The organism is Sulfitobacter sp. 1A13353 (assembly GCF_043557255.1).
In the GTDB taxonomy this organism is placed as follows: Bacteria; Pseudomonadota; Alphaproteobacteria; order Rhodobacterales; family Rhodobacteraceae; genus Sulfitobacter; species Sulfitobacter faviae.
Map to the genome: position 1 here is coordinate 155,067 of NZ_JBIFFS010000004.1, position 24,698 is coordinate 179,764.

Annotated in this window: 25 protein-coding genes and 1 pseudogene; 12 read left to right on the forward strand and 14 right to left on the reverse strand. The window is 54.6% G+C overall.

From position 1 onward, the window contains the following. Nucleotides 1-140: 140 nt before the first annotated feature. Nucleotides 141-551, reverse strand: coding sequence for a hypothetical protein (locus tag ACGYLO_RS11430; protein ID WP_394376557.1), 411 nt, complete (start codon nucleotides 549-551; stop codon nucleotides 141-143). 233 nt (nucleotides 552-784) lie between these two features. On the opposite strand from ACGYLO_RS11430, the gene ACGYLO_RS11435 reads away from it, so the two are divergent. Then, nucleotides 785-1,204: a hypothetical protein gene (locus ACGYLO_RS11435; protein WP_394376558.1), complete on the forward strand. Its 420-nt coding sequence runs from the start codon at nucleotides 785-787 to the stop codon at nucleotides 1,202-1,204. A gap of 15 nt (nucleotides 1,205-1,219) precedes the next feature. Here the strand turns inward: ACGYLO_RS11435 and ACGYLO_RS11440 are convergent, their stop codons facing one another. After that, the gene (locus tag ACGYLO_RS11440; RefSeq protein ID WP_394376559.1) at nucleotides 1,220-1,876 is read right to left on the reverse strand and encodes a DUF6134 family protein; all 657 of its coding nucleotides are present in this window, start codon (nucleotides 1,874-1,876) and stop codon (nucleotides 1,220-1,222) included. Between the two features lie 279 nt (nucleotides 1,877-2,155). Between ACGYLO_RS11440 and ACGYLO_RS11445 the strand changes: the two genes are divergently transcribed. After that, entirely contained in the window at nucleotides 2,156-2,671 is a 516-nt protein-coding gene (locus tag ACGYLO_RS11445; protein WP_273055748.1) for an Hsp20 family protein, read from the forward strand. 51 nt (nucleotides 2,672-2,722) lie between these two features. On the opposite strand, the gene ACGYLO_RS11450 is transcribed toward ACGYLO_RS11445, so the two are convergent. From ACGYLO_RS11450 to ACGYLO_RS11460, 3 genes are all read right to left on the reverse strand, one after another. Then, a complete protein-coding gene (locus tag ACGYLO_RS11450) occupies nucleotides 2,723-3,391 on the reverse strand; it encodes a hypothetical protein (protein ID WP_394376560.1) in 669 nt (222 codons plus the stop codon). Beyond that, nucleotides 3,366-3,575, reverse strand: coding sequence for a hypothetical protein (locus ACGYLO_RS11455; protein ID WP_394376561.1), 210 nt, complete (start codon nucleotides 3,573-3,575; stop codon nucleotides 3,366-3,368). The genes ACGYLO_RS11450 and ACGYLO_RS11455 overlap by 26 nt, the downstream gene beginning before the upstream one ends. A gap of 282 nt (nucleotides 3,576-3,857) precedes the next feature. Further along, the gene (locus tag ACGYLO_RS11460; protein ID WP_394376562.1) at nucleotides 3,858-5,042 is read right to left on the reverse strand and encodes a hypothetical protein; all 1,185 of its coding nucleotides are present in this window, start codon (nucleotides 5,040-5,042) and stop codon (nucleotides 3,858-3,860) included. Between the two features lie 191 nt (nucleotides 5,043-5,233). On the opposite strand from ACGYLO_RS11460, the gene ACGYLO_RS11465 reads away from it, so the two are divergent. Next, nucleotides 5,234-5,665: a hypothetical protein gene (locus ACGYLO_RS11465; RefSeq protein ID WP_394376563.1), complete on the forward strand. Its 432-nt coding sequence runs from the start codon at nucleotides 5,234-5,236 to the stop codon at nucleotides 5,663-5,665. A gap of 729 nt (nucleotides 5,666-6,394) precedes the next feature. Here the strand turns inward: ACGYLO_RS11465 and ACGYLO_RS11470 are convergent. Continuing rightward, the gene (locus tag ACGYLO_RS11470; RefSeq protein WP_394376564.1) at nucleotides 6,395-7,375 is read right to left on the reverse strand and encodes a hypothetical protein; all 981 of its coding nucleotides are present in this window, start codon (nucleotides 7,373-7,375) and stop codon (nucleotides 6,395-6,397) included. Between the two features lie 129 nt (nucleotides 7,376-7,504). On the opposite strand from ACGYLO_RS11470, the gene ACGYLO_RS11475 reads away from it, so the two are divergent. Genes ACGYLO_RS11475 through ACGYLO_RS11485 form a run of 3 tightly spaced genes read left to right on the forward strand, consistent with a single transcriptional unit; the run spans nucleotide 7,505 to nucleotide 11,264 of the window. Beyond that, a complete protein-coding gene (locus ACGYLO_RS11475; protein WP_394376565.1) occupies nucleotides 7,505-8,065 on the forward strand; it encodes a hypothetical protein in 561 nt (186 codons plus the stop codon). Nucleotide 8,066: 1 nt separating this feature from the next. Further along, nucleotides 8,067-10,619 (forward strand): ATP-binding protein, encoded by a 2,553-nt coding sequence (locus ACGYLO_RS11480; protein WP_394376566.1) that lies wholly within the window; start codon nucleotides 8,067-8,069, stop codon nucleotides 10,617-10,619. 21 nt (nucleotides 10,620-10,640) lie between these two features. Next, nucleotides 10,641-11,264 carry a response regulator transcription factor gene (locus tag ACGYLO_RS11485; RefSeq protein ID WP_394376567.1) on the forward strand — a complete coding sequence of 208 codons (624 nt, stop codon included), beginning with the start codon at nucleotides 10,641-10,643 and terminating at the stop codon, nucleotides 11,262-11,264. A gap of 269 nt (nucleotides 11,265-11,533) precedes the next feature. Here the strand turns inward: ACGYLO_RS11485 and ACGYLO_RS11490 are convergent, their stop codons facing one another. Together ACGYLO_RS11490 and ACGYLO_RS11495 are read right to left on the reverse strand one after the other, a co-directional pair. Then, the gene (locus ACGYLO_RS11490) at nucleotides 11,534-11,773 is read right to left on the reverse strand and encodes a hypothetical protein (RefSeq protein WP_394376568.1); all 240 of its coding nucleotides are present in this window, start codon (nucleotides 11,771-11,773) and stop codon (nucleotides 11,534-11,536) included. Between the two features lie 154 nt (nucleotides 11,774-11,927). After that, the gene (locus tag ACGYLO_RS11495; RefSeq protein ID WP_394376569.1) at nucleotides 11,928-12,917 is read right to left on the reverse strand and encodes a hypothetical protein; all 990 of its coding nucleotides are present in this window, start codon (nucleotides 12,915-12,917) and stop codon (nucleotides 11,928-11,930) included. Nucleotides 12,918-13,087: 170 nt separating this feature from the next. Between ACGYLO_RS11495 and ACGYLO_RS11500 the strand changes: the two genes are divergently transcribed. The 3 genes from ACGYLO_RS11500 to ACGYLO_RS11510 all read left to right on the forward strand — a co-directional run bounded on the left by ACGYLO_RS11500 (nucleotide 13,088) and on the right by ACGYLO_RS11510 (nucleotide 15,095). Continuing rightward, complete coding sequence (locus ACGYLO_RS11500; protein WP_394376570.1) at nucleotides 13,088-13,771, forward strand: hypothetical protein; 684 nt, start codon at nucleotides 13,088-13,090, stop codon at nucleotides 13,769-13,771. A gap of 269 nt (nucleotides 13,772-14,040) precedes the next feature. Next, nucleotides 14,041-14,457 (forward strand): hypothetical protein, encoded by a 417-nt coding sequence (locus tag ACGYLO_RS11505; protein ID WP_394376571.1) that lies wholly within the window; start codon nucleotides 14,041-14,043, stop codon nucleotides 14,455-14,457. A 272-nt stretch (nucleotides 14,458-14,729) separates the two neighbouring features. Next, entirely contained in the window at nucleotides 14,730-15,095 is a 366-nt protein-coding gene (locus ACGYLO_RS11510) for a response regulator (RefSeq protein WP_394376572.1), read from the forward strand. A gap of 304 nt (nucleotides 15,096-15,399) precedes the next feature. Here ACGYLO_RS11510 and ACGYLO_RS11515 read toward each other — a convergent pair whose 3' ends face one another. Further along, the gene (locus ACGYLO_RS11515) at nucleotides 15,400-15,903 is read right to left on the reverse strand and encodes a hypothetical protein (protein WP_394376573.1); all 504 of its coding nucleotides are present in this window, start codon (nucleotides 15,901-15,903) and stop codon (nucleotides 15,400-15,402) included. Between the two features lie 195 nt (nucleotides 15,904-16,098). On the opposite strand from ACGYLO_RS11515, the pseudogene ACGYLO_RS11520 reads away from it, so the two are divergent. The 3 genes and pseudogenes from ACGYLO_RS11520 to ACGYLO_RS11530 form a co-directional block, all read left to right on the forward strand. Then, nucleotides 16,099-16,356: pseudogene (locus ACGYLO_RS11520) on the forward strand (PCRF domain-containing protein); the annotation flags it as partial. Nucleotides 16,357-16,437: 81 nt separating this feature from the next. Further along, nucleotides 16,438-16,788, forward strand: a complete 351-nt coding sequence (locus ACGYLO_RS11525) for a peptide chain release factor-like protein (RefSeq protein ID WP_394376846.1) — start codon at nucleotides 16,438-16,440, stop codon at nucleotides 16,786-16,788. A 115-nt stretch (nucleotides 16,789-16,903) separates the two neighbouring features. Beyond that, complete coding sequence (locus tag ACGYLO_RS11530) at nucleotides 16,904-17,167, forward strand: transcriptional regulator (protein ID WP_394376574.1); 264 nt, start codon at nucleotides 16,904-16,906, stop codon at nucleotides 17,165-17,167. Here the strand turns inward: ACGYLO_RS11530 and ACGYLO_RS11535 are convergent. The 5 genes from ACGYLO_RS11535 to ACGYLO_RS11555 all read right to left on the reverse strand — a co-directional run bounded on the left by ACGYLO_RS11535 (nucleotide 17,142) and on the right by ACGYLO_RS11555 (nucleotide 24,528). Continuing rightward, entirely contained in the window at nucleotides 17,142-17,960 is an 819-nt protein-coding gene (locus ACGYLO_RS11535; RefSeq protein ID WP_394376575.1) for a hypothetical protein, read from the reverse strand. The two genes, ACGYLO_RS11530 and ACGYLO_RS11535, sit on opposite strands and share 26 nt — an antisense overlap. Before the next feature lie 26 nt (nucleotides 17,961-17,986). Beyond that, nucleotides 17,987-19,153 (reverse strand): hypothetical protein, encoded by a 1,167-nt coding sequence (locus tag ACGYLO_RS11540; protein WP_394376576.1) that lies wholly within the window; start codon nucleotides 19,151-19,153, stop codon nucleotides 17,987-17,989. Next, nucleotides 19,153-19,776 carry a hypothetical protein gene (locus ACGYLO_RS11545; protein ID WP_394376577.1) on the reverse strand — a complete coding sequence of 208 codons (624 nt, stop codon included), beginning with the start codon at nucleotides 19,774-19,776 and terminating at the stop codon, nucleotides 19,153-19,155. Before ACGYLO_RS11545 ends, ACGYLO_RS11540 begins: the two co-directional genes overlap by 1 nt. Then, nucleotides 19,773-23,480 (reverse strand): ATP-binding protein, encoded by a 3,708-nt coding sequence (locus ACGYLO_RS11550; protein ID WP_394376578.1) that lies wholly within the window; start codon nucleotides 23,478-23,480, stop codon nucleotides 19,773-19,775. The genes ACGYLO_RS11545 and ACGYLO_RS11550 overlap by 4 nt, the downstream gene beginning before the upstream one ends. Before the next feature lie 79 nt (nucleotides 23,481-23,559). Next, nucleotides 23,560-24,528 carry a hypothetical protein gene (locus ACGYLO_RS11555; RefSeq protein WP_394376579.1) on the reverse strand — a complete coding sequence of 323 codons (969 nt, stop codon included), beginning with the start codon at nucleotides 24,526-24,528 and terminating at the stop codon, nucleotides 23,560-23,562. Between the last annotated feature and the right edge of the window lie 170 nt (nucleotides 24,529-24,698).

Genomic DNA, 24,698 nt, shown 5'->3' on the forward strand with positions numbered 1-24,698 from the left:
TCCATTATGGTTAGCGTGAAAATAAATCAGACAGGCGAAAATACACAGGTTCAGATGTCCTGTTTTTGGCGCTGAGCTTTGCAGTGAAGGTGTGCTGCAGAGCAGCCCCAAGGCCGCTCTGCCGTGGTGCGCGCGGTTGTTTAGAGTGCGATCCCCTGGCTGACGCGCATCTCCCGGGCCGCCCAAAGCCGGGACTTCACAAATTCATGCCGGTCTTCCGTGCCAAGCGACGCATATTGCATGCGGCGCCCTTCATCTTCATCGATCAGGTAGAGCAAGGCAGCGTGGAAGGATTTCGCCTCCTCCGTCCAGCCGCGGCCGTGGCGCGCCGCGAACCTGCGAACAGATCCCGGATCAGCTTTGCCGATAAGGATCTCATTGACCTGGTCCCAGCAGTCGGAACCAAGCACTTCATCAGAGCCCTGCAAGCTCTCGGCCAACTGATAGACCATTGAGCAAAAGCAGGGATAGAGGACATGATCCGACAGCATGGCATTCAGCACCATGTTGGCCGGGGTGTCCTGGGTCACAAGTTTTGGGGTGTTTGACATTGCGTCTCTCCATCAAGCAGTCATTTGCTAGAAGACGGCCGTTGGAATGTTCAAGTCTTACTCACGCCCTATCCGTCAGGCAATATCCCAATTTGAGAAAATCCGAAATGTGACTCGAAAGACTCACTGATTTGCCTGTGAAAGCAGCTTGAGCGGAGCCCCCTACTCAGGGGAGTGCCGAAAATCTTGAAAATAAGCTATGATTGGCTCGATTTTACATAAGGGGTTAGCTCATGCGTAAATTTCAGTACATCTTACCGACAATCAGTCTACTAATCGCGCAGGCGGCCCACAGTGAGCCCAACCTCGCGTCCTATTACACCTTCATCGGCCGGGAAGACTTCTACAACTCCTCTGGCACGCCTCTCATGGATGTGGGCGCCGTGGTCCAGCAGGACCGGGCAAACTTCCATCGCTTAGGACGTCGTCATGAAGGCGATCAAGACGATCCCTATTTCCAAAATCCAGAGATGCGGGCGAAGATCCCGGCACTGGTACGCGCCGGCGGTGTGGACCGCTACCTCAAGATACAGCTGGGACAAGGATGGGAGGGCTACAGCCAAACCTGGCTTATTCAGATCTGCGGCACGCCGGGCCGGATCACCCATCTGCGGATCGACCCCGCAGATGGAGATGGTTATTCGGACTGCTGATCCGGTCTTTCCGGGTTATGTGAGCGAAGCCTTCACGCTGCTGACATCGCCGGGCAAGATCTGCGCCTGGCGCCCTTTCACGTCGAAGATAGCGCCGCCAAAACGTCCGTCATCAGTGTAGAACACGCGGGTCTCAAGGCCGCCCGAAGTGGAGAACTCCACGAACTCCTGACCGCCGATGTCGACGCGGCGCTCGCGCTTGGACGCCATCTCGAGCAGCTCACCATTGTCACTGTTGATCCAGATTTTACGATCCAGAAGATCCTGAGAGAAATACGAGCTTGTCCCGGACTTGCTGGGGGCTTCGCCGGTGAACTTCTCGCTCTGCACCAGAAGCTTGCTCCCAACACGGCCCACTTCGACGCGCTGGGTCTTGGACCCCTTGCGCACATCGGAAGCCATCGACTGCAATAGACCACCCTTCCAGATCTCTTTGGAGCTCAGCGCATAGGTGTAGAGCGGAATACCTGCAAAACCGCGCAGAGAAATATCGATATCCACTTCAGCCCGCAGCTCCCCGGCAGACCGGGTCAGCGCAATGCCGAAGACGCCGACCTGTTTGCCATCGAGGTAGATGTTCAATGCCGTGGGGCCGCTTGCCTCCGCCTGGGCGAAACCCGGCAGCAGGGAGCCGGCCGCCATGCCAATTGTAAATGCGCGTCTCGATACCATCTGGGGTCTCCTTTACTATGTAGGATCAGATATTCCGCGTTTTTCGCACATTCAAGGCGATGTCGCGCTGGATCAGATCGATGTGATCCGGAGAGCCGCTCAGTGCTTTGAAAGTTATCCACAATATGATGATAGATATTTTTCGCAAAACACTTGCGCGCGTCTTAGGGCATACCCATTTCAGGATCACCGGACGCCACAACGGGTTCGGTAACCCTGAAACAGGTCCTCGTCGAAATCGAGGGGGCCGCAACATTGCTCTGAAAGAGGATGGATAAGATGACGACACCACAGAATGACTTCAATACCCTGCTGACCCGCACTGTCGGCTTTGACCGCATTGCTGAGATGCTGGACCGCACGCTGAATGCAGATGTTCAGCCCGCAGGATTTCCGCCCTACAACATCGAGAAGTCCGACGAGGACAACTACCGCATTACTCTGGCCGTGGCCGGGTTCAGCGAAGACGAGCTCGACATCGAGCTGCGCGCGAACGAGCTCTTCGTAATGGGCAACAAGGACGGCAAGAACGAGGCGACCTACCTGCACCGCGGCATCTCCGCCCGGTCCTTCCGCCGCAAGTTCCACATCGCCGATCATGTGAAAGTGGTTGGCGCCGGTCTTGAGAATGGTCTGCTGCACATCGACTTGGTCCGCGAGATCCCTGAATCGAGCCGCCCGCGCCGCATCGAGATCGGCAAGGGCATCACCGGCAAGTCGGACGTGAAGGTAGCGGATGACAAGCCGTCCAAGAAAGCATCTTCCAAGAAGAGCGCTGAGGATAAGGCTTCCTGATCAGCAAATCAGTTTAATGAATTCAGGCACGCCCCCGAGGGGCGTGCTTTTTTATGGCTCGCACCAGACGCTGAAGTCATCGACGGACAGTTTTCCACGCGCATTCTTCGCAATGGTTTCCAGTGAGTTGTATGCACAGTCCTGGGCCCGGATCAGATCATCAGACCAAGTCTCGAAATCCTTGAGCGGAATATCGTCGATCCCATCGACTTTGAGGTGGCGCGTCAACTTCTGCCAGCTGTCCGCCTCCTGATCGAGATCGTCAATCAGACTTCGCAGCCCATCGACCGACATCTCAGCAAGCTCAGGATGGTCGCAAACCTCAGCTGGTGTTTTCCATTTCAGGTTCTTCCAGAAGGGCGAGACCGCAACAGGCATTTCCACCCCGCGCCAGATCTTGTCGGCCGTGGCCGCCTCACGCCCCATATGCTTACCGTTGAAGCCATATACCTTATGATCCGCGACCAAGCAAAGCCTGAGCGTATCGCTGTCAGGATAAACATGGAAAAGCCGGAGGTCTTTGGGGAGATTGAGATGCATGATCCCTTTGAGACGCGGGTTCGAGAACCCCCTTTCTCGCACGGGATTTCCTGCAGCCAAGTCTGTTACAAAATTCGCAATGGCCCGCCTAAGATCGGGATACCATCTTTCCTTACGCAAAGGCTCGAGGTCGTTCCAGAAGCCAACCGAGGCTTCAACCTTGGTGATCTGTCTGTTCATCTCCTGCCATGGCGTCGTCCTCGTCGTTCAGGCGTTCGAGAAAAAGGCTGACGCTACTTGCCGCTTCAATTTCAGTCTGTTTGACTTCTTCCTGAAGAAGATCAGCCAGACACTGCTCGTTTTTCGCATGGCGTTCAGCCATTTTTAGTCGTGTCCGTGCAGCAATAGCGTTGTGGCAGTTCATCTATTTCTCGTTCCCATCAAGGCCCCCACCCCAATGAATAGTAAATAAGGGTTACTACCTCTGATCACAACACGTTATCACTTTATTTTGCATGTTTTTCGCAGATTTATGAACGCAATTCTGTGGATATTTTGACCAACCCAACTCACAAAAACGTTGAACCCTATGTTTTTATAGCTCAGCGGCACCGGCACCCATTTCTTATGGGTGCTGAGACTCTCCTAAACAGGCCAGCTTTATATTTTTTTTCGATTAACAAACGATTTACATCGTGAACCTAATCTAAAGGAAGAGATCCTTTAGTGCCCCCAAAAGAGTTTCTTTGCCGCTCTCGGCGCGCGCAGCCTCGGCAATCTCCTCGGGCATCATCGCCCGATCGCGCTCCCCGCGCCCACCGATACCACAGGCTGCCATGGCATTGATAAGAGGTGCCGAGGCCTCCACGAAGCGCTGCGTGAAATTAGCGTGTTTTCCAGGCATGAGATCAAAGAAGGCCTCATCAAATCTGTAAGCCGAGGGCCCCTGCCCGATGCTCTGAACAATTCCTGTGCCGCGCTGATGAATGGACCAGGCGTCCTGGCGCAGGGCCTTGGCCAACGGGTCGTTGCGGGTAAACCAGTCGTCATCCTCGGGAACCATGGCCATGTCGTTCATATGCTGCTCATAGCGGCGCAGATCCAAAAGCAGCTTGCCGATATCGTCATTGCGGTGCCAGCTGGGCAGATGGGTCACCATGATCATGCCGACCCGCGGCACAGACCATAGGATGTTGCGTCGCGCGCGGCTGAACATCGGACGACGGCGCGCGGGGATTCCAAAGCCATATTGGTCGAGCTTGAGGATGATATGGCGCAGCTTTGCCACGATGATCAGCTCGTCATGGGTATAGCGTTTAAGTACGGGATTGGCCTTAATCCGCGCGGCGCTCTCCTCGCGCTCCTCCTGTGGCAGATCGGCTGAGACGTAATCCGAGAACAGCGCGCCACCGATATCTTCGTTTAGGTCGGGCTGAATCTCTGCAGGCAAGCTATGCCCCATGCGCGACAGGAAGGCCGCAACAGCGCGCTGAGGATCGATGCGCGCCTCGGTGAGCCCGAGGTCGACCCCAGGCTCGATGCGGATCATGTCGATTTCCTGAATGGCGTTGAGCGCGGCATCAAGCGCAGCCGCCCGGCTGGCCACAAGCCCCCGGATGTCACTCATGTCTGCCGGTGTGACACCGCTTTGGGTTAGGCCATCTACATGTTTGAGCAAGGTGATCGTTTCCGGGATTGAGACCAGCTCATGACGCCGCAGCGATACCGGCATACCGAGCCCGTCCAGCAGGCGCAGGCCGAGCCGTGCCGCCGAGCCGCAGAAGCTCTCGATCTCTTCCGTTGCAGCGCTGATCTTGGGTGCCAGACCGCGGAGCTCGACGATACCTGCTGATAGGCGGTCCAGTCGCTCTTGCCGCTCGGAAGCTGTCATGTCTCGTTTCCCATGAATAATTATATGTAAAACTTATTCGCATCAGTGTGACCATTCAAGAGTTCAGCATTTCCTTTTGGTATTTTGGGCTCCGTTTCCTGCTCTGTGTGGCTTTTTGATATTCTGGCTGGCTCGGCCCTTCGTTGTTTTTCGCAGGCTTGGGTATCATGGGGAGGAAAGGAGAACATGATATGTTCCACATCCCAGACCCAACCATCTCTACCAAGCACCAGCCAAACCTGCGCATGGCTCGCTTCAATGGGACCGAGACACTTGTGAAGCGTTTTGCGGCTCACGAGGTTGGCGATATCCGTGAGCGCCTTGAGGCTTCCGGCATTGATCCCAAGCTTCTCGATGATTTTGAAAAGCGGTCCAAAGCATTGATGGTGCGCGCCATTCATCAGTCACCCGATCAACTGCGTGAGGACGTCGATGTGATTGCAAAACGTATGTCTCGGTCCACATTGTCTGGGTCGCGTCGTGCGGATATCGAAGATTTGGTTTCTCGTCAGTTGATGAGTGGCGTATCCCGAGTGCATGACAAGGCTATGCCTGCTCAACCGAAAGACCCATTCCAAGCCGCCCCTGCCCGTGAGAATAATGTCACCCCTGAATATGCGTGATGTTCTTATGGCCTGATGGGCGATCTTGATCTTCAGATAAAGCCGGTGCTCTGATGGGTGCCGGTTTTTCTGTATCTGAGGGTCTGAAGGGCTCTGACGTTTTTGGGGTGGCGCACCGCATCTCATCGAGATGAGAGGTGGTGCTGATGTGTCAGGGTGATCTGGGTTGGCATCGTTTATCTATATACATTCTTTGCTCTGCCTTATTAAACGATGGTGCATAACGATCAGAGAGTTAAGCGTCTTGGGCGCGGGTGGATGCAGATATCCACAAAGGATCGCATGACTCTGCGGCACCCGGAGAGGTTACCTGTTGCGCCATTCAACAATCATCTGCTACCAATTGGATGTGCGGTAAACGTCAGTCAAAATGGCGAAGCACAGAGGCAAGGACGCAGGCAGGCGTCATCGTGCAGGCGGCGAGCAGAACAAGTCGCCTGCACATTAAGTCATAGACTTAAAGACCTGACAATAAACTACAAAATGGCGTTACGATAAGATCGGTTATCTTTCTGATGTAATCGGTTATTAAAATCGTGAATGCACCGATCCTGTGCAGGTCTAGGCTTAAAAAATCCCTATCATCTGTCAGATACAAGAGCCTCAAACCCTAACTCGGTCCGACCTAAATCCATCAATCGAAGACCCGAAACAGAGGGTGTTCCCGAGCGCATCTGACCGCCCTTTGCATCCTCTCACGATGCGATTGTCGCTGAATCCGCGGCGCAGTCAGTCCCGGCGCCCGAAGCGCGCCAGTATCTGCGTTTTTGCCTGCTCCAACATGGCGTCTGTATTGCTCAAACCCAAAAGGTCATGGATGCTGATCCCCCGGCTGGCGGTCGGCTCGAAGATCAAAATTGCGCCACAATGACGCTGCTCGATTTCCGCATCCCAAAGCGATTTGAAGTAGACTTCAGTCCTGCGGTAGACCTCTCCGGCCGAGAGAGCTCCACCCAGCTCCTTGCGTCGTAGCTGGATTTGAGGATTCGGGGCGTTGTCACCCCGCCCTTCGATCTGAGGCCCATCTTGCTGGATTGCCCCGTCACGCTGGGCAGTTGAAGGATGGGATGTTGGGGGCTCCTGTTCCCTCACCTGTGGTTTCAAGGAGGATATGAATTCTCGCAAGCCCTCGGCCTCCGCATCCAGCGCATCACGGATCGGACGCCGTCCAGCCTCCGCGGCCTGAAGGATGCGCGGTGCATTCGCTGTTTCAAAAAAGCCCGCGAGCCTCTCTACCCGCGTCATCAAATCTTGCGCCATCTCATCAAGGCTGGCGAGCAGACTTTCGAACTCGGCGTCCAGCTTGGATTTAGCATCATCAGATTGGTGCCTATTGAAGGCAGCTTGACCTGACTGTTGTCGGTCGCTCAGTTTTGCCTTCAGCTCTTTCACCTCAAGCAGGTCGTTCTTGAGAACAACGAGACGCTTGGTGCGCTCTGTAAGATTTTCGATCAGATCATCGCTTTTGCTGAAACGAGCTTTAAGATCTTCGGCCTCCACTGCCGAATGGAGATCTTGCAACTTTCGAATAGGCTTGGAAGAGGTGATCAGATCCTGATCCTGCAACTCAATCCAATCCACCACAGCTTCATCTGCAAAAGCTGAGAAGTCTTGAGTATCGTTCAGTGCATCTGCAAGACGCACCGCCTCCTGCCCTTTCTGCCAGAGAAGGGTGGCAGATTTGTGATCAAAACCTAACGTAAAGGTCATAAGGCATTGCCTCCTATCTCCTAGAGACTTATGCCCTGCTCACGAAAGCTGCGCGGTTTATCCACAACTACACAGTCTTCAAGTGAACATACCATGTACAACAGTAGCTTATCAAAGGGGCTTCACAGTATGATAAGAATCAAGAACGCCATGATACGTATATTTATGCGAACCTTACCTCTTCTCGCAGCCCTCGCATTTGTCACAGACCCTGTAGATGCCGAAACTCACGATGATGGGGTTCTGCTCAAGGTTATATCCACGGAAGGCAACATCGAGCGCTTTACAAGAGAACGGCTGGAGGGCTTCGAGCAGATCGAGTTTACGACGGAAACTCTTTGGACAGAGGGCGCGCATACATATTCAGGTCCGAGCCTCCAAACTGTTCTCAATGCCTCAAATATTCAAGAAGACCGGGTCGAACTTATCGGCCTGAACGGCTACACCATCGTCATGGACACAAGCAAAGATCCCATTGGCGACGATTACCCTATCATCGCCACCCGCATCAACGGCGAGCCGTTTGAGGTTTGGGAGAAAGGCCCTCTTTGGATCATATACAATTTTGACGATTTCCCTGGAGATCAGGAAGAGCGCGGAAACGCAGTCTCTGTATGGCAGCTTTCATCGATGAGAGAACTCCTCGACGATCAAGGCGTATCGTTAAATATACCCTCAGGGACGGAATAATTTGTCACTTTACCGACGATACTTTCAGCGGTTCAAAAAGACACAAGAAATTGGTGTATTGGATCAACCTGCGCGCAAGGGGTTGATCCGATCATCATTTTTCGTCTTTGCGACCGTTATCGGCTTTGTGATCTTCGGTATTTACCTCATGCGGGTCTATGATGGCCTGCGTGAGACGACAGATAAAGCAACAGAAAATTCAATTTGGGTCGTAGGGCAGATCGAACCCAACAGCTTGCAGTTCAAAATTGCAATGGATGATTACCTTCTGAACCCAGAAGATCCTATTGCAGAACAGCAACTGAGAATGTCGGCTGGCATCCTCATGAGCAGGATGGATATCGTAAAAATCCATATTTCAGAAGACCGCCTTGCAGTCATTGATGAGCTTGTTCAAGACTATAATGCAATCTTCTCATACAGACCCAAACTGCTTGCAATTGCGCAAGCAGATGAAGGAACCGACACATTAAATAAAGCGATGGTGATGCAGATGGACATGAATATGTTCATCGAACGCATCCGCAACTTTGCAGTAAAGACCATGCGACTTGCTGCAGATAAGTCAGCATTCGAACGCGCCAGGCTGTGGAGCACAATCAATAGGTTCTCCCAAGCATCCGTTGTGCTTGTTTTTATGTTGGTCGCTTCAATGTTTATGATGATCTTCAGCTGGAACCGAATGATTGCCACCCGCAGCAAAGAGGCTGAAGCGCGAGAGAGCCTTCAAAAGACTTATGACCTCTCCAGCGAGGGGATCATGATTGTCGACCGCATGGCGCGCATTCTAACGGTGAACCCTGCCGCTACAGAGATGCTTAACTTGGACGAAAGCGACCTCCTGAACCAGAACGTCATTGATACACTGTATCACGGCGAAGGTGACCCCAAAGAGTTTGCTTGGAATATCCTAACTAAAGGTCAGCACAACGGCATAACTCTCGAACACGGGATGACCCATAGGACCACAACGAGAGCGCGCAGTAAGGATGGTACGATGCTTGATATCGACCTTCTTGTGGCCCGCGATCGAGACAGTCGAGGGCGCAGCGTCTTGGTCCTGTTTTTGCGCGACATTACTGAACAAAAAGCGCGCGAGACTGAGCTTAGACAAACGCGAGATAAGGCTGTGAACGCCGTGGAGTCACGTATACGTTTCTTTGCTGCCATGAGCCATGAGATGCGCACACCTATCAGCGGGGCAATTGCAGCACTCGACGCGATCAATGTCAGAACGAACCCAAACTCTGATCAGAAACGACTGCTTAGTATCGCAGAGAAATCCGCCCATGCAGCGCTCGACCAGATTAACAATGTTTTGGACCTGGCCTGGGTCGAGCGCGGAGATTTCCAGCTCGACATTGTCGAGTTCAACTACGTTGATGTCATAGAGGAGGCTGTGGACCAGTTCAGACCTCTCGCCCAGAGTGTCGGAACCATGTTTGAGCTGGAGCTAGATGATCGGGATACTTCTTTTGTCCGAGGGCCTCTCAGGGTCTTTATGCGTCCCCTTAACAACCTGCTCGGAAACGCAATAAAACATACAAAGAATGGCACAATCACCATTCGAGCCGCAGAATATCGAGGGCAAGTCCGGATCGAAGTGGAAGATACGGGGTCTGGTATTTCAGAGGCGGATCGCGAACGCATCTTCGAGCCCTTCATTATGGGCGACACCAAACAATTTTCTGCAACCCAAAGTTCAGGACTCGGTCTTCCGATCGCAAAACGTGCTGTGGAAAGCATGGGCGGCGAGATTGGCTATTCGAGCAAGCTTGGATACGGAACTCTATTTTGGTTCACGTGCAAGCTGGAATCCTCAAAGACTCTGTCAGAGCGTATAGCTCTTCCAGAAACGCTTAAAATGCCGGCACTTAAATCTGAGGCGATAAAAGAAGAAGTTCTTTTGGTCGAAGACAATGAGGCAAGTAGAATTTTGGCATGTGAAATGCTGGAGTGGCATGGCTTGGATGTGACGATCGCCGAGAATGGCCGCGAGGCTGTAGAGATTGCGTCATCGAGAAAATTCCCGACCATTCTTATGGATGTGAACATGCCTGTCATGGACGGACTGGCAGCCACCAAGATCATCCGAAAATCAAGCAAATCAAAGGATGCTAAGATCATCGGCGTTACAGCCTACGGCGCACCAGATGAGGTTGAGCGGTTTTTGCGCTCCGGAATGGATGATGTGATTAACAAACCTCTCACCAGCGGCAACATACAATCGATCTTTACTGGGTCAAAAAAGAATAACCAACTGAGCGTTAAGGACATTGTAGGATCAGAAAAGATAGATTCCGCTATGGACTCTCTAAGATCGGAAGTTAAGAGGTTGCTTGAGGGCCTTTCATCCTTAAAGTTAAAGGAAGAAGTGGATGAGACGGCTGATGAAGCGCATCGCATAAAGGGGCTTGCAGCTATTTTGCAGCTTTCTGATCTGGCGAAACAGGTAGGGCAATGTGAAAGGCTCTTGAAGGACGGCAAGATTGCTGAAGCGAGATCACTTACATCGAAAATTCGCTCTGCAATGCCTGCTGAGGTTAACAGTTAGAAACGGTTTTGAAAGCAAAGCATGAACGATAAGAAGAAATATCGGATCCTCCTCGCAGATGACCATCAAGTCATCCGCGATCTTGTTGCCTCCATGCTGCGCAAAGAGAGTGACTTTCATGTTACTGAGGCTTCAAACTTCTCAGGTGTCCAGGAGGTGATAAAAGACTTCGGACCCTTCGATATCGTTCTACTCGACTTTGCAATGCCCGGAATGAACGGCCTTCAGGGTGTCGAAAAATGCATCGAACTCAATGCAAGTAAACCGGTGGTGCTTTTCTCCGGCTTGGACAACCGATCGATCATCCACAATGCTCTATCAATGGGCGCTAAAGGATTAATTTCCAAAAACGACCCAGCAGATTCAATTCCCAGTATCATTCGGTTCATCCTCTCTGGTCAGACATATATGCCAGCGGATCTCTTTAAGCAGACGAGCAACGACGAAAGCGAGATCAAGCTGTCAGAAAGAGAGACAGAAATGCTTGGCTGTCTGCGCTCCGGCATGACGAACCGCGAAATCAGCGAGGAAATCGGCATCAGCGATGGCACCGTCAAGCTCCATATCAGAACCCTCTGTAACAAGCTTGGCGCTAAGAACCGGGTCCAAGCTGTCATGATCGCCGAAAGCATGGGGCTGGACTGATCAGAAGTGATCATCCTCCCCGTAGCCCATGCTCTCCTTGGTAAGAAAATGGACGAGGATGAACAGAAGCGCCGATAGGAGAGCAATCCCCGGGAAGACCCACAACGCCGCCACAAGGGGCTGATCGGGGCCACAGAGCAGCCCTGACAAGGCAGCCGTAACGGTTGCGCATGTGACCTCCATGCTCCGCTCTACGAAGATCACACCCCCCGCGCCAATCGCTGATAGGATCAGAGAGATGATCCCGAGAGCCAAAAATGATAACCGTTTCATTTTGTGTCGCGACGCTGTTTGAACAACCCCATCAGGATGCCGACCAATGCGATCATTGTGCCTGGAGCGAGAGTGTAAAAACCTGCGGCCATAAGCATTAGCGCTATTTCGCGAAAACCATCATCCGCAGCGGAAGCCTCAGATCCCAGCAAGACAAATGCTCCGATAAAGACACACATCCACCCAAGGCTGGTCATCAGATTGATGCCGGATATCATTGCTTTGAGATTTACCATGGTTACATCCTCTACTGGTTGAAGGCCCAAGCCCTTTACCGGTCAAGAATGTCATGACGGCGCTCTACGCAATGAAGTGCGTGTCAACAATATGTGGATAACCCATAAAGGGCAAAGAGCCTGGAAGGGGGCATAACCTCGCCCTTCCTCCTCACTAGCTCACCTCTGGGTTCAGACCCGACTTTGATCTGTCTTTTTGTGAGATCTTCATGATATCCTCTATAACCTGTAAGACTTTTTTACTGACAAGGCCGCCCCCGTCACGCACTGAAGCAATACCGATCTCTTCATGCAAAATACTTCCCTGATCGAGGCTCGACCAAAGTCGTCTTGGCAGCATATGGTTCAGTTCGGCGCTGACAGCCGGACGAAGCCCGGCGTCGGTGATAATTTGCGACATCACGAAGAGGAACTGAAGGCCAGTGAAACACCGAACACAGTCCCAACCACTGCAGCTCGTTTTCCATTTAGTTTCATCGTTCCGGCTTTCGGCCTTGCGCGCAGGCCTCATCGTTAACGCACAGCCTGACCAGCTGCCCTCGAAGCGGAATGGGTCCTCGTTAAACTCTGATATCGCCATACTTTCTTTGCTCGAAACACCTGGTGGCGGCGCAGTCATATCCGAAGCGGGTCCAGCACTCGTTTTCAAGGCCGTTACGGCAATCTTTTTCAACATGTCGCCATGTTTAGACGGACGGAAATTCTCAGTGTTCGCCTCAAATAAAGCCTCTGCAGGATCTGTGTTCAGGATGCGACGGATCCTATCATCCATGCTTTCCGGGCCGCGTTCATCTTCCAGTTTCTGACGCGCTAATGCACCCGCCTCACTGAGCATGGGTTCGAATTGCACACCGAGGTTCCAGGCGCCTGGCAAGTTTTTACGTGAAATAGTCATACTAAATGCGTTGCCTGAATGGTTTCGAAGCTGCGTGACATCCCATCCGGCAAAGTTAACTTCACCTTGCTTGGCATCAACGCGCAAAGCAAGCTTACCCATCGCGTTTGCCATGCATTCAATGGCAAAGCTGACCGCTGCAGTGGCTACAGTTGATGCAATATCGAAGCTCGTCTCTGGAGTGACATCATTTGCAAAGATATGTTCGACCAGTGTTACCAGATCGATATCCTTGACCGGCAACGTCATACAACCATGCCCTTTGGGCCCCTTTTCGCGATCTAACATTCCTTATCATCCCGACTGAAATTTCTTGCCGAATACGAAGCGCAAGCTTAAGAGAAGGTAGCACGACATTGCGAATATCATAACTTCGAAGTGTATACTTGCAATATTTTGCCACATTATTGGAGTTAGACATGGCATGGATATCAGGTTTTCCAAGACATGATAGCAAAACAGCGTGCGTTCTGGTGCCCAATAGCAACGCTGTCGTTCAAGATCTTGGCCCCTTCCTGTCGGGCCGGTCTATGCTGACGGACATCCTTCCAGGATCAGCTTTGATCTGTGTGTCAGATGGTAATGCGCCGTTGGTCGATGATGAGGGATTCGTTTTTTTCGCATTTGAGGGTAATAACAACGGCGCCGTCAATCTTGAACGTTACCACGAGAAATGCCTTTGTGCCGCGGGGCGGCTTGCCCATCGTCACCCAAGCATTGCTTACGGCCGCGCCCGTCTTATGGATCTTCAAGTTGTCGCGCGCTATGACCTCGAGCGCTTCGTTTTTGATGAAATCCTAGATCAAAACCTTCTGGAGGAATGGAGCGGAGAAACCATCGCAAGCTTCCTGCCGCCGCCGATTGCTACACCCTGCTCAGATCTTGAGATCATCACACCCTTGCTCGGCCTCCCCACGAGGCCCGTTTGGATGGATCACAGCACGGCGTTAATTTGGAAAATGGAGGATGGCTCAGTTGTTGTGAAAAAACCAGAAGCGCCGGTATGCATATATTCGCCTCAGGATGAGGAGCTCAAATCGATCGTCGAAAATCTGGATATGGACGCTCGCATCACGGCATCTCTCCTAGGGCGGCATCAATAAGAAGCACAGGACCCCAGTCCATAGCCTCCTTTGGCAATGTATTTCGATACATCGGCAAGCCACTGGACGCCCTCCCCTTGTACTGGCAATGCCCGTTGATCAGGCGGAGCTCAATTCGGTCAATAACTTCTGACTGATAGAGCGCATACTTCAGGCAATCCGGATGAGGTTGCCTGTCTGAAATTCGCTCAGTTTCAAGTAGGCACGCGGTTTTTACATCCTCTCGTCCTAACCTCAAATGAGTGAAGCAGACAGTATGGAGAGCGATCATGGGATTGACTGAAGGAAATGAAACACTGCTGGGTATCTTCGACTTCCTGGCACGCAACATTGGCTGCACTACGCTGGATGTCGACTTCGAAGATTTCGGCCTGCCCGAGCGCCTTGAAGCCTCCTTTGATGGCATGTGCCTCTGGGCGATCCATGAAGGTCTGATCACCGTCATGTCGACCAAGAACCTTGATGACGCACATACTGACCACTCTTACGCCCGACTACATAATCCGGCCATCACATCCCTTGGTGTCAGCGTCGCCAGCGTCGCGATGAACCGGCTCGATGGGAATGTGGTCTTGGCTACTGCGCTGGTGAAAAACCCAGAGCTGCTGCGAAAGGTTGTGGCAAAAAGCGACGAGGCTCAGGACGATCAACGTCAGGCTGAGGTCGCTGAGCTGAGGCGGGCGTGATGGCCCGCCTCCGCGATATCGGCAAGTGAGATCGGCAATCCACATCAAGATCACCGCATAGCTATCTCAGAACTCTATGGTTTCTTACACCTCATCTCGACAGGCCTCTGACAGTATGCGACCAGATCGCGCCACGGTATAGTCTTGTTGCCCCCGCGGAACGCTCAAGCGTTTCCCGCGTTGGGCAATATCAACACAAACCAACCCCAAACCACATCCGGCCCTGGGGGGCAGATCCGAGTGCAGGCGGGACACTTAAAACTGGACTGGACATGGCAAATAAACTCGCAATTATCGAAGATGATCCCCTGATCGCATTGGACCTTGAGGCTCTTTGTGAGGGCGCGGGCTGGACTGTAGTAGCGATCGCGCGCTCTCTCGATGAGGTGAAATGCAAATTGGGTGATGAGCCTCTAGACATGGTTGTCTCGGACATGGAGCTCATCGGGCCCGGAGACGGGGTCGATGCAGTCAGCTGGATACAGCAGAAAAATCCTGAGCTCAGCATTATCTTTGTCACTGGGACCTGCAAAGAGGAACACCTCAAGCGGATCAAGCATACGGCTCCTCGCTGTGTGTTCACCAAGCCCTTGGATGCCTCCAGCTTCGTTGCCTTTCTGATTGGAATGCAGATCTAATCCACAGTTAAGTGACGTGCTTCTTCTCTGGTGCGAATATCTAGCGTTGCATGGTTATCCGGCATCTCTAGTTTGGTTCTTACATAAGAGTGATAGGAGAACATATGTCACAGGCAACATGTGGCGGTTGCGGTGGACAAGGTCGCTTCCCAGCGAGCTGTAACAGCTGTGGCGGCAGCGGCCAGCAACATCATAGCGGCCAGCCACAAACATGCACTGGCTGCGGTGGGTCAGGACGTGGCCAACCGACGGTCTGCGGGACATGCGGCGGATCCGGTCAGGTTCAGACCTACTGACGTCAAACCTACCTTATGTAACGGACATCGGTGATCTCTACGGAGAAGAGGTCGTCCCGCCGCGCATTCGGCGGCATGAGGACGCAATAGGCTACGACATTGCCCGGGGCGATGGTCTGATCAGAGGTTCCTTCGGTGAAGGAGACCGGTGCGGTCCGATCCTGGGGCCGGTGGCTTAGCTTATACGCCACCTGCCCTATCCGCTGGGTGGACAGGCTTTGCATTTCCAAGCGCAGGGGTCTTTCGAGCGAACAGCTGCTCGGCAGGTAGGTAAGACTTGCCTCTATTTCATCTGCAGCTTTTACCTCTGGCATCTCAAGATCGAATAACGTGGCGACAAAGGCCCGCGTGCGATTTTTCAATCGTGACCAATCGACCTCGATGACCACATCTGTGAAGATGAACGGAATTCCGACAAAGATGATCAGCCCCAAGGCAATGATCTTTGCGGCATAGCGCAACAGGCCGAGGCCAAGAACGATAACGATGAGGACAATGACGGTCTGTTCCAAAAAAGTCTCCAATGCCGAAGGCTTGTCCTCCTAGATAAATTATTCGCAAGAAATATAAAGCCGGCCATAAAGAATTATCCACGTATTCCTGAATACAAGATTAAGGCTAGACCTAATTTTCGCATGTTGACCGAGATACGGTAATTGCCTATCCATAGAGCAGCCACACTTCCGTGGCCTATAGGGAGATCCAATATGGCACATCGCCTCGAGATCCGTCCCGCCGAAGGCGGGGCAGACGCAAGCCTCTTCGCGCAAGACCTGATGCGCAGCTACATTCGCCTGTCCGCCCGCAAGGGCTGAAAGCACCGCGTCATCGCCGATGGCAGCGATGGGCGCACAATCACTCTCGACATCACCGGTAAAAATACAAGCGCCCTGCAGAGCGAAGCAGGCGGTCATCGTATTCAGCGTGTGCCGGATAACGAGCGCCGTGGACGTGTCCACTCCTCCACCGTAACCGTTTCCGTACTGGCCCTGGCTGAACGCACCGCAGATCACCCCGCGGCGCGGCGTTCTGACGGCGATTTCGTATTGGAATGGTACTCGGGATCTGGGGCCGGGGGACAACATCGAAATCGACATATGAACTCGGCACGGCTGCGGCATGGTCCCACGGGGCTAGTGGTGACCTCACAGCAGCGCAAGCGGCCGAACTCGGAAGCCGAGGCCCGGGCGGAGATGACATCACGCCTCGATGCCCTTCTGGCAGCCGAGGGAGCGGGCGCCGAGAATAAAGACCGGTCTGCTCAGATCGGCTGTGGGGCACGGGCGGACAAGCGGCGGACCTACCGGTTTCAGGAAGGCATGGTGACCGACCATGAGACAGGTAAATCGGCGCCGGCCAAGAAGGTCATGAAGGGGATGTTTGACCTGCTTTGGTAATGCACCCGGGGTCGGCCCGAGGTCCGACCCCACCCTACCAACAACTTTTGCTTGCGCTGATCTTCTAAGTATCTGATGATCTCAATATTATCAGCTATCCCGAGAGGACATCCGCATGGCAGAGACCAGAAAGGTTAAGCTTACAGGCGCGCAGATCCGCGCCGGCCGGGCGATGCTGAGGATCTCCGCACAGGAGCTGGCCGATATGGCCGGGATCGGTGTGGCCACTGTGCGCCGCAGCGAAGCTGTCGATGGCACGATCGGCGTGCATTATGCGAACTCCAAAGCCATGCAGGCTGCCTTGCAGGGCGCGGGCATCCTGTTTCTCGGCGCGGATGGAGGTGGTCCGGGTGTCAGGCTGCGCGCCCAGCCAGATTGAGAAATGCTTCTTGGTTAAGACCTCGGCCTGATTTAATAAGAGTTCCTGCAGCGTCAGCGAATGGTTCCTCAAGTCTTGACGCCTTGTCGAGATAGGTCGACTGCGCCTCAAAGAGATCTTTGCGCCCTGCGCGTTTCAACATCTCTTCAAGCCGCGCGACACCAGGCCAAAGAAGACCGGAAACACGCGGGACAGCTGCGGCAAAGACCAGTCCCGCAAGGTCGAAGTCAGGGAATGCGATCACGGGCACATCCAACCCGCGAAGCCAGTCTTCGCAGGTGTCTTGCCTGGCCACATGCGCCTTACCGCGGAAAACCACCGTGTAGCTGCGCCAGCAAGCAGGGACGGGAAAGTTCAGCCGCTCGAAACGGTAGAAGACTTCCTCATTCTCAACGAGGATGATGCCTTTCGCCTCATGAAGTCCCGCAGTGCTGGTGTCGATCGACATGATCGCACCATCAGGCATATGGATCTGGGCCCCGCCGATATTCAGCGCCTGTCCCGGTTGAGCCCGGATCATGATCCTATCGTTCATCACCGGCGCGCGGCCAGATTTATCGTCGCCGTAGCGCGCCAGTCCCGCAGCCCGGCTCTTATCGTCCGCCTCCAGGGCTACGTCGATCTGCTCTTCTGCAACACCGTATAGATGGACGAGATCAGACCGGATCGCGGCCTTCACGCGCGTCGGCAACACACCCTTCCAGCCTTGGCGCACCTGAAACCCATGGTTGGACAGCTGCGCGCAGATAAACTTGCCCGCATGTTTGACCCGCCCGGTGCGCGCAGCCTCCATAAGGCGTTCTTTTTGTGCCGCGGTAATCATGCGCACATCAGGATGACGTCATGGACGCCCGAGGTCATATACCTCGCGCTATCAGGAACTGTCCGCATGGACAGGCCCTCTTCACCCTCACTCATATGGTCGAAGAGGTCGACGACAAGCTGGCCAGTCATCGCCGGATGGTGGGCATCGGCCCAGGCGCGCACAGACACTTCGCCCTTGCGGGCCATGCCGATCAATGTGTCGATCATAGATTCAACGGGATCGGTTTCCTCAGGGGGCGGCGCTGAGGCTTCTGTCACCTTGCCGGCCACATGTTTGACGCGCCGCGCACTCCGACTGCCTTCAGGATCCAGTTTCTCAGCCACAGCGAGAAGCGCCGGCTCGTTTTCTTCCGATACGCAATCGACGCCGATTTTCGCAGCGAAGTCGACGCCGCAGAAGGCGCTATCTGCCACCTGCAGGGCTTCGACCTGTTCGGCCACCGAGACGCTCTCCAAAGCATGGAGAAGCGCACGGAAGCGCTTCGTGCGGGCCTCGATCCGCTTGGTGCGGTACATGAAGTCCAGCATTTCGCGCGCCAAGCCGCTCAGACGCACAGACCAAGGCTCGATCCGGGTCATGATATCGCGCGCATAACGAACCCGGACCGGGCGGGCATGACGGTTATCGAAGAACTCCTGAACTGAAGGTGCGTTGAGCTGAACGACAACATCGATGAGCTCTTTTACGCGCTCCTGATAGACCTCATTGCGCTTGATCCGCTCTTCCATCGTCCGCGCATCATGGTAGCCGTTGCGCACTTCAAGCTCGAAAATGCGGATCTTGTCGTCGATCTGGACCCGCAAGGTCATGATGGTATCGATCGACTCCTCGGTGTGCTCTGCCACGCCGGCGTCATCACCTGCTTGACCACAGGTCGAAATCAACCGCGACAGCTCGCCCAGGCGACGGATCTCTTCTGCAATGGCACCACTGGTCTCCAGGATGCGGTTGCGATCATACAGACCGTCAAAATATCGCCGTTCGCGCGGGTGAAGTCGGTAATTACCCTCCTCATCGCACAGAACCATCCGTGCGCTTTCGAGCTTGGCAAGCGCATTCGCTGTCTCTGGTGTCGCGGTTACCGAGCGAGACCGGTAGATTTCATCGAGTAGCGTCTCATGGCGGGCGAGCAGATTGCCTTGCGCTTTAATCGGGGTCATTAGAACAAGCTCCCCTGATCATCTGCTACATCAGATTCGACCTGCAAGGCACCGATATGGCAATGGAAATGTGTCAGGATATCGTTGATACGGTCGATTTTCCCCGTCACGAAATACTCTTCGCGATCGCGATTAACCAATGTCAAATACCCCATGTCCTTCAGCTTCTTGAGAATGTCGGTGATCTTGCCGTGGTCGGTTGCGCTGTTCACCCGCATGACGGCGGCCAAGGTGCCAAGCTTATCACGCATCGCGGCATTGCCATCGATCGCCTCGACAATTGCCGCGGCGCGCACAAGGTCGCCCATCGCCAAAGGTCCGGCCGTATCATCAACTTCCAGCATGAAGCTCATGCAATGGATGAGCTTCTCGCACTCTTCCTGCATATCCCTCGCGGTGGAACGGATCGCCGCGGCAGCCTCAGGCGACCCGTCAGCCCAGGCCAGGAAGTGGCCTTTCCGGCCACCCGTAGTTGCAATCTTGCAGCCCATGGCTTCGATCAGAGGGGTGACCTGCTCAAACCCATCTTCCTCATGCAGGAAGCGGTAGATGGCGGGCTGGGAGACTTCGCAGATGACATTGCCACCCAGGAAGGCGTGAAGGGTTTTCTGTTGCAAGCTCATGTCAGGTCTCCTTCACCCATATCGGTTTCACTGCTGTCGTGGTTGCCCGGGTAGTCGAGCTGGTCGTCAGCGATCCAAGCGCGGATGCCGGTATGGGCCACACCAAGGCGGTAGAGCTGACGGTCCTGAATGCGCATCTGGAATTCAAAGGCGTGTTTGACACGACGGTCGAGGTTGGGCGCCGCTGTGAGCAGCGTGATGTCATTGGCTGAGAGCATGTCGAGGAGGCTCTTGGTGTTCTCCACATCGAGCGCGCCGATCTCATCGACGGACCAGACCAACCGCATCGCCTGCCCTTTTCGCATTACCGACAAAAGCGCGGTGAAGAGGATCAGCCGCAGAATGATGATGTTCCCGTTCGAGCTGAGGTCAGACAGATCTGTGTTCCGGCCGAACTTGCGCAGATGCCCGCGCTCAACCATTTGTCCCTTCAGGTAGATCATATCTTCAATCTGCAGAACCGGATCTTCATCGTCCTTCCAGTGATCCAGGAAGGCCACCAAAGCAGCAACCAGCGCCTCGGAGGGCTGCCGGCCGTCAGTATGCTGCCACTGGGTGAAAGCCTCTTCCAGGCTTTCCATATCTTTCCAGAACTCCTGCTCTCGAATGCGGGACACAAGCGACAGCTCAACGTCACGCACATGGGGGAAGCCGGGGTTCGAGCTGATGGATTTCGTCAGCTTGCGATTTGTGCGACGGATGCCCTCATCCGCTTGGCGCAGCTGCTGGTAGGACGCCCGGATCGGCTGGATGATCGCCACGAGGCCACCCATCAACATTTCGAGGGTCTCGGAATGGTCATGATCATACCAGCGCAGAATGGCCGGGACCCAATCGAGCGAAGGGGCTCCCAGATCCTGCTCGAGGAAATAGGCCGAGATGCCCGCATCGCCGCAGCCATAGAAGATGTTGCTGATCTGCTTTGCCAGTTTACGGCCTTCGACCTCTGCTTCAGTGAGCGCCGCACGGCGGCGGCGCATCTGCGTGAGGTTGGCCTCCACACCTTCGGCGTAGAACTGTTCGCGTTGCGGTTCGCGGCGCTCACCGCCGACAGCATCGAGCTCTCGGATGATCTCCGCCAGAACATCTTCTGCGGCCTGTTTGGCGTCCCGAACCTTGTTGCGCTTGGCTTCAATCTCTTTCAGGGCGGCGTCGCGCGCCGCTTTCAAAGAAGTGAGCGCAGTTTCCTGCGTGCGCAGATCAAAGCTCATCTGCTCATGACGTCCCTTGCGTTCGGCCATGCCTTTCATGCTCTCGACATGGGCAGCCCATGTGTCAGCGAGCTCGCGGGATGCTTTTGCCTCGGAGATTTGCGCTTGGATGGATGCGATTTTAGCATCAGCTTCAGCAAGGGCTTCGGCATTGACGCCTTCAGATTTCAGAGCTTCTCCCCGCTGAGCTTCGAGCTTGGAAAGCTCGGCCTTGAGGTGTTCCTCAATCTCCTTGCGTTGCATTTGCTCTGTATCGCGCAGCCGCTTGCGCTCGGTGTCACGGGTGGCGCGGGCGGTTGTGATCTCACCCTCGAACGATTTGATGCGCTCAGACGCTTCGTTTTTCGCAACACCCTTCTGTGCTTCGAGGTCCGCAAGCGACGCTTCAATCTTCGCGACCGCATTCTTCAGATCCGCACGGCGCTCTGTCAGGCTGCGCTCCACCTCATCACTCTTGACGCCAAGATCCTCCTCGGCCGCCACCAGCTTACGCTGCAGGCTGTCCAGCACGGCGTTGGCCTCTGAGAGGGCCTTTTCAGCTTGGCTGCGCTCCCGACCCTGGCGGTCATGCGCTTTCGCAAGCAGATCGAGCGATTTCTTTGCCTCGTCTGCGATATTTGAGGCGCGCTGCAAGCGATCTTCAGCACTCTGCTCATCCGCATGTGCGGGCACGTCGAGCCGATCAAGATCGAGGTGCAACCCGTAAAGGCTATCCCCTTCCTCGTCGAAGGCTGGAGAGAGGGTCTTCATTTGCAAAAGATCCGGGCGGATCACCTTGCCGATGGTTTCTGCCCAGCCGGGCCTATTGGCTTTAACCTCGGCCAGCAGAGTGCCGGCCTCAGGTGTGACCTCCTGGACGACCTGCTCGTGGTTCTTGATGGCCGCCTGAAAGTCCTTCTCGGCGCCGCTCAGCTCACGACTGCTGATCTCCAGCTTATGGGTGGCATCTCTCAGCCGGTTCTCCGCCGTGCGCTGGATATTGCCCTGTTTGTCATGTTCGGCGAGGATTTGATCCCGGCGCGCTTTTAGCGCTTTATGTTCTTCAGCAATGCGCGGATCGGGCCCGACAGCAGCCATATCTTGAAGATGCTTATCGCGATCGGCGCGTGCGATTTGTGTCTGGCTGTCGATCTTATCGAGATCCACATCGAGCGTATTGCGCAGCTCAGCCAAGGCGCTGCGCTTGGCCTCATCAAAGCTTTCGAATGTCTGATCCGCGGCACTGAGACCGGTCTGGGTATCTTGCGCCAGACGGGCAAGGCTTTCTGCGGCCCCGTCCTTGCTTGTCGTGAAGGCGGCGTCGAATTTGCGGGCAACTGCATCACCTTTTGCGCCCAGGGCTTCACGTGTGGCTTGGGCAGCGTCAGCCTCGCCCATCAGGCGGGGTAGCAGATCGACCTTCGCGCGCGCCTCGGCGCCGCCGCGGCTGCGAAGAACTGAATCACGCTTTTCCATACGCGCGATCTCATCTGTCAGCGCCTTATGCTCGGAACGCAGACGGCTCAGAGCGTCTTCAGATGCAGTAATTTGCGCGCGATAGGTAGAGCCGGCCGTCTCTTCCTGTGCTTTCAGAGCGTCGATTTCTTTGGTCAGGTCCGCAATCTGGGTAGACTTGTCAGCCTCATAAGCCGCCAAAGCCGCCAGACGTCCATACATCTCGGTTCGCGCTTCGTCCGCGATGCTTTTCGCAGTGCTTGCGCGGCGCGCGATGGGCTCTGCATCCATGACCTTACGGTACCCTTGGTGGCGGCGGGGCCAATCTGCGATATCCTGACGTTTGCTGTCGCCGAGAATGCGGAAGGTGCCCTGCCCGCTTTCGGTGGCCTGACGCGCGACTACACCCAGAAGGCTTTTCATGGAGACACTATTGCGCAGCATCTGGGTCAGGATCTTCTCAACACCAACCATGGGGTTTCTGCGGTCCGTGTGGCCATAATCCGCGATCAGGCTGTTGTGATAGGCACGGTCGCGGGTATCTACAGTCGGATCAGTCCAGCCCTGGATGATGCCGCGGTAGCTGCGCGTGGAGGTCACCAGACGCGAGGCGTGATCGATGCCCAGAGCGCGAAGGCGCTGTTCAAAGCCAGTGGATGCGATGAACTCGACCTGATCCCCGTCCCGCATGAGGAACATTTCTTCGCAGAGACCACCCCGCACAAAGCGATACTGCAAGCGCTCACGCGAGCCGTCCGAGTGAATTACCACAGAGCGGACCTCACCGCGGGCATTGCGATACTCAAAAGCCAGATAGCTCGACTGACGCGGGAGGTAGTGTCCGATGAAAGTGTCGCGCTCCCGAGAGTTGACGACCGCAGACATCTTTTCACCGTAAAAGATCGGGATGAGCTGAATAAGAGAGGTTTTGCCGGAACCGTTCTCGGCAAGCACCACGGCGTGGTCATCAAGGGGTACCTCGTCGATCCGCCCGGGCAGGATGTTGTTGTCGACGACGACCATGCGGATCAGGCCGGGCATATTCTTTGTGGTGTCCATAATATCTCTCATCAGGATTGCTTACACCTGAACTACGCGCAACTTTGTTTTTCGCAATGGTCTAACTGGGGTTTTTTGCTCAGAACCCTGCCTGCGGCATCGACCGGAAGGTTTCTTCAGAGATTTTGCCATAAACCGAAAGCGTCACACTGCTGCCAATTTCCAGCGGGCCATCCGTGACAAGGCTATTCGTAAGCCCTGCCCCCATCGTGACCTTCGCCAGGACCTTCAGTGCATCCATGCGGTTGGCACCGGTCAGTTTGATCTGACCTTTCAGATGCGGTGCGCAGAGGCCCATAGCCTTTGCTTCGGTACGTTCCTTGAAGTTGCACAGCGCCTTGTAACCGAAATCCTCCATCCGTTTGGAAGAACCGAGATCGACCGCATGCATGCCGTCAGTGCGCAGGACATATGTCTCGATGCTTTCCGAGCCCTCACCGCGGGTTTCGATCGATATGACCCAACCACCAGAGAGCGGCAGATTCAAACATCCACCAGCCAAGGCCTCCGGCAGGCCGGCGAGGAACTCATCCTGCTGCGACAGATCGAAGGCATCCGCATGGATCTTCTGGATCGCATCCTTCGCCGCGCTTCTCTGCATACCAGCAATCATCATCAGCTCTGCGGCCAAGGTGGTCACATCCTGATTGCCGTGATCGCTGATCAGCAGAACCTTTGCATTTGGGACGTTCATCATCTCCAGCAGGACATTACACAGGATTTCCCGGCGTTCTGCCAAGAGGTCTGGGTCTTCTGCGATGGGCCAGGCATCGGTGTCGATGACATGAACCACGGCCTCGCCGACCACGGTCGAGATGTCATCTGTGCTGTCCATCTCATCGCCGACAAGGACCACAACCATGTCCGGCCGCCACGCGGATACGACAGCGAGATCCGCTTTCAGCCCTTGGCGCCCGCCTGAGCCCCCGACCCCGCCCGGCATCCCGGCGAGACCCAAGGTCATATCCTCACCACCATCCTGACGTTTCAGCTCCACGCTGGAGATGTTGAAGGAAGTGGTTTCGGTCTGGCGATTGATTTTGTTCATGATGCTGTCCCTGCCTATTCCCAAATCAACTAGGAGGCAAATCGCGGCCTTCCAATGTCGCAGACAGGCGGGACGAAAGGAAAAATGTGGATAACGATACTTCTGATCATCATTTCCTTAGCATTTTCGCAAGTCCGCAGAATACTTTGCAGAGTGACTGCAGGAGATCG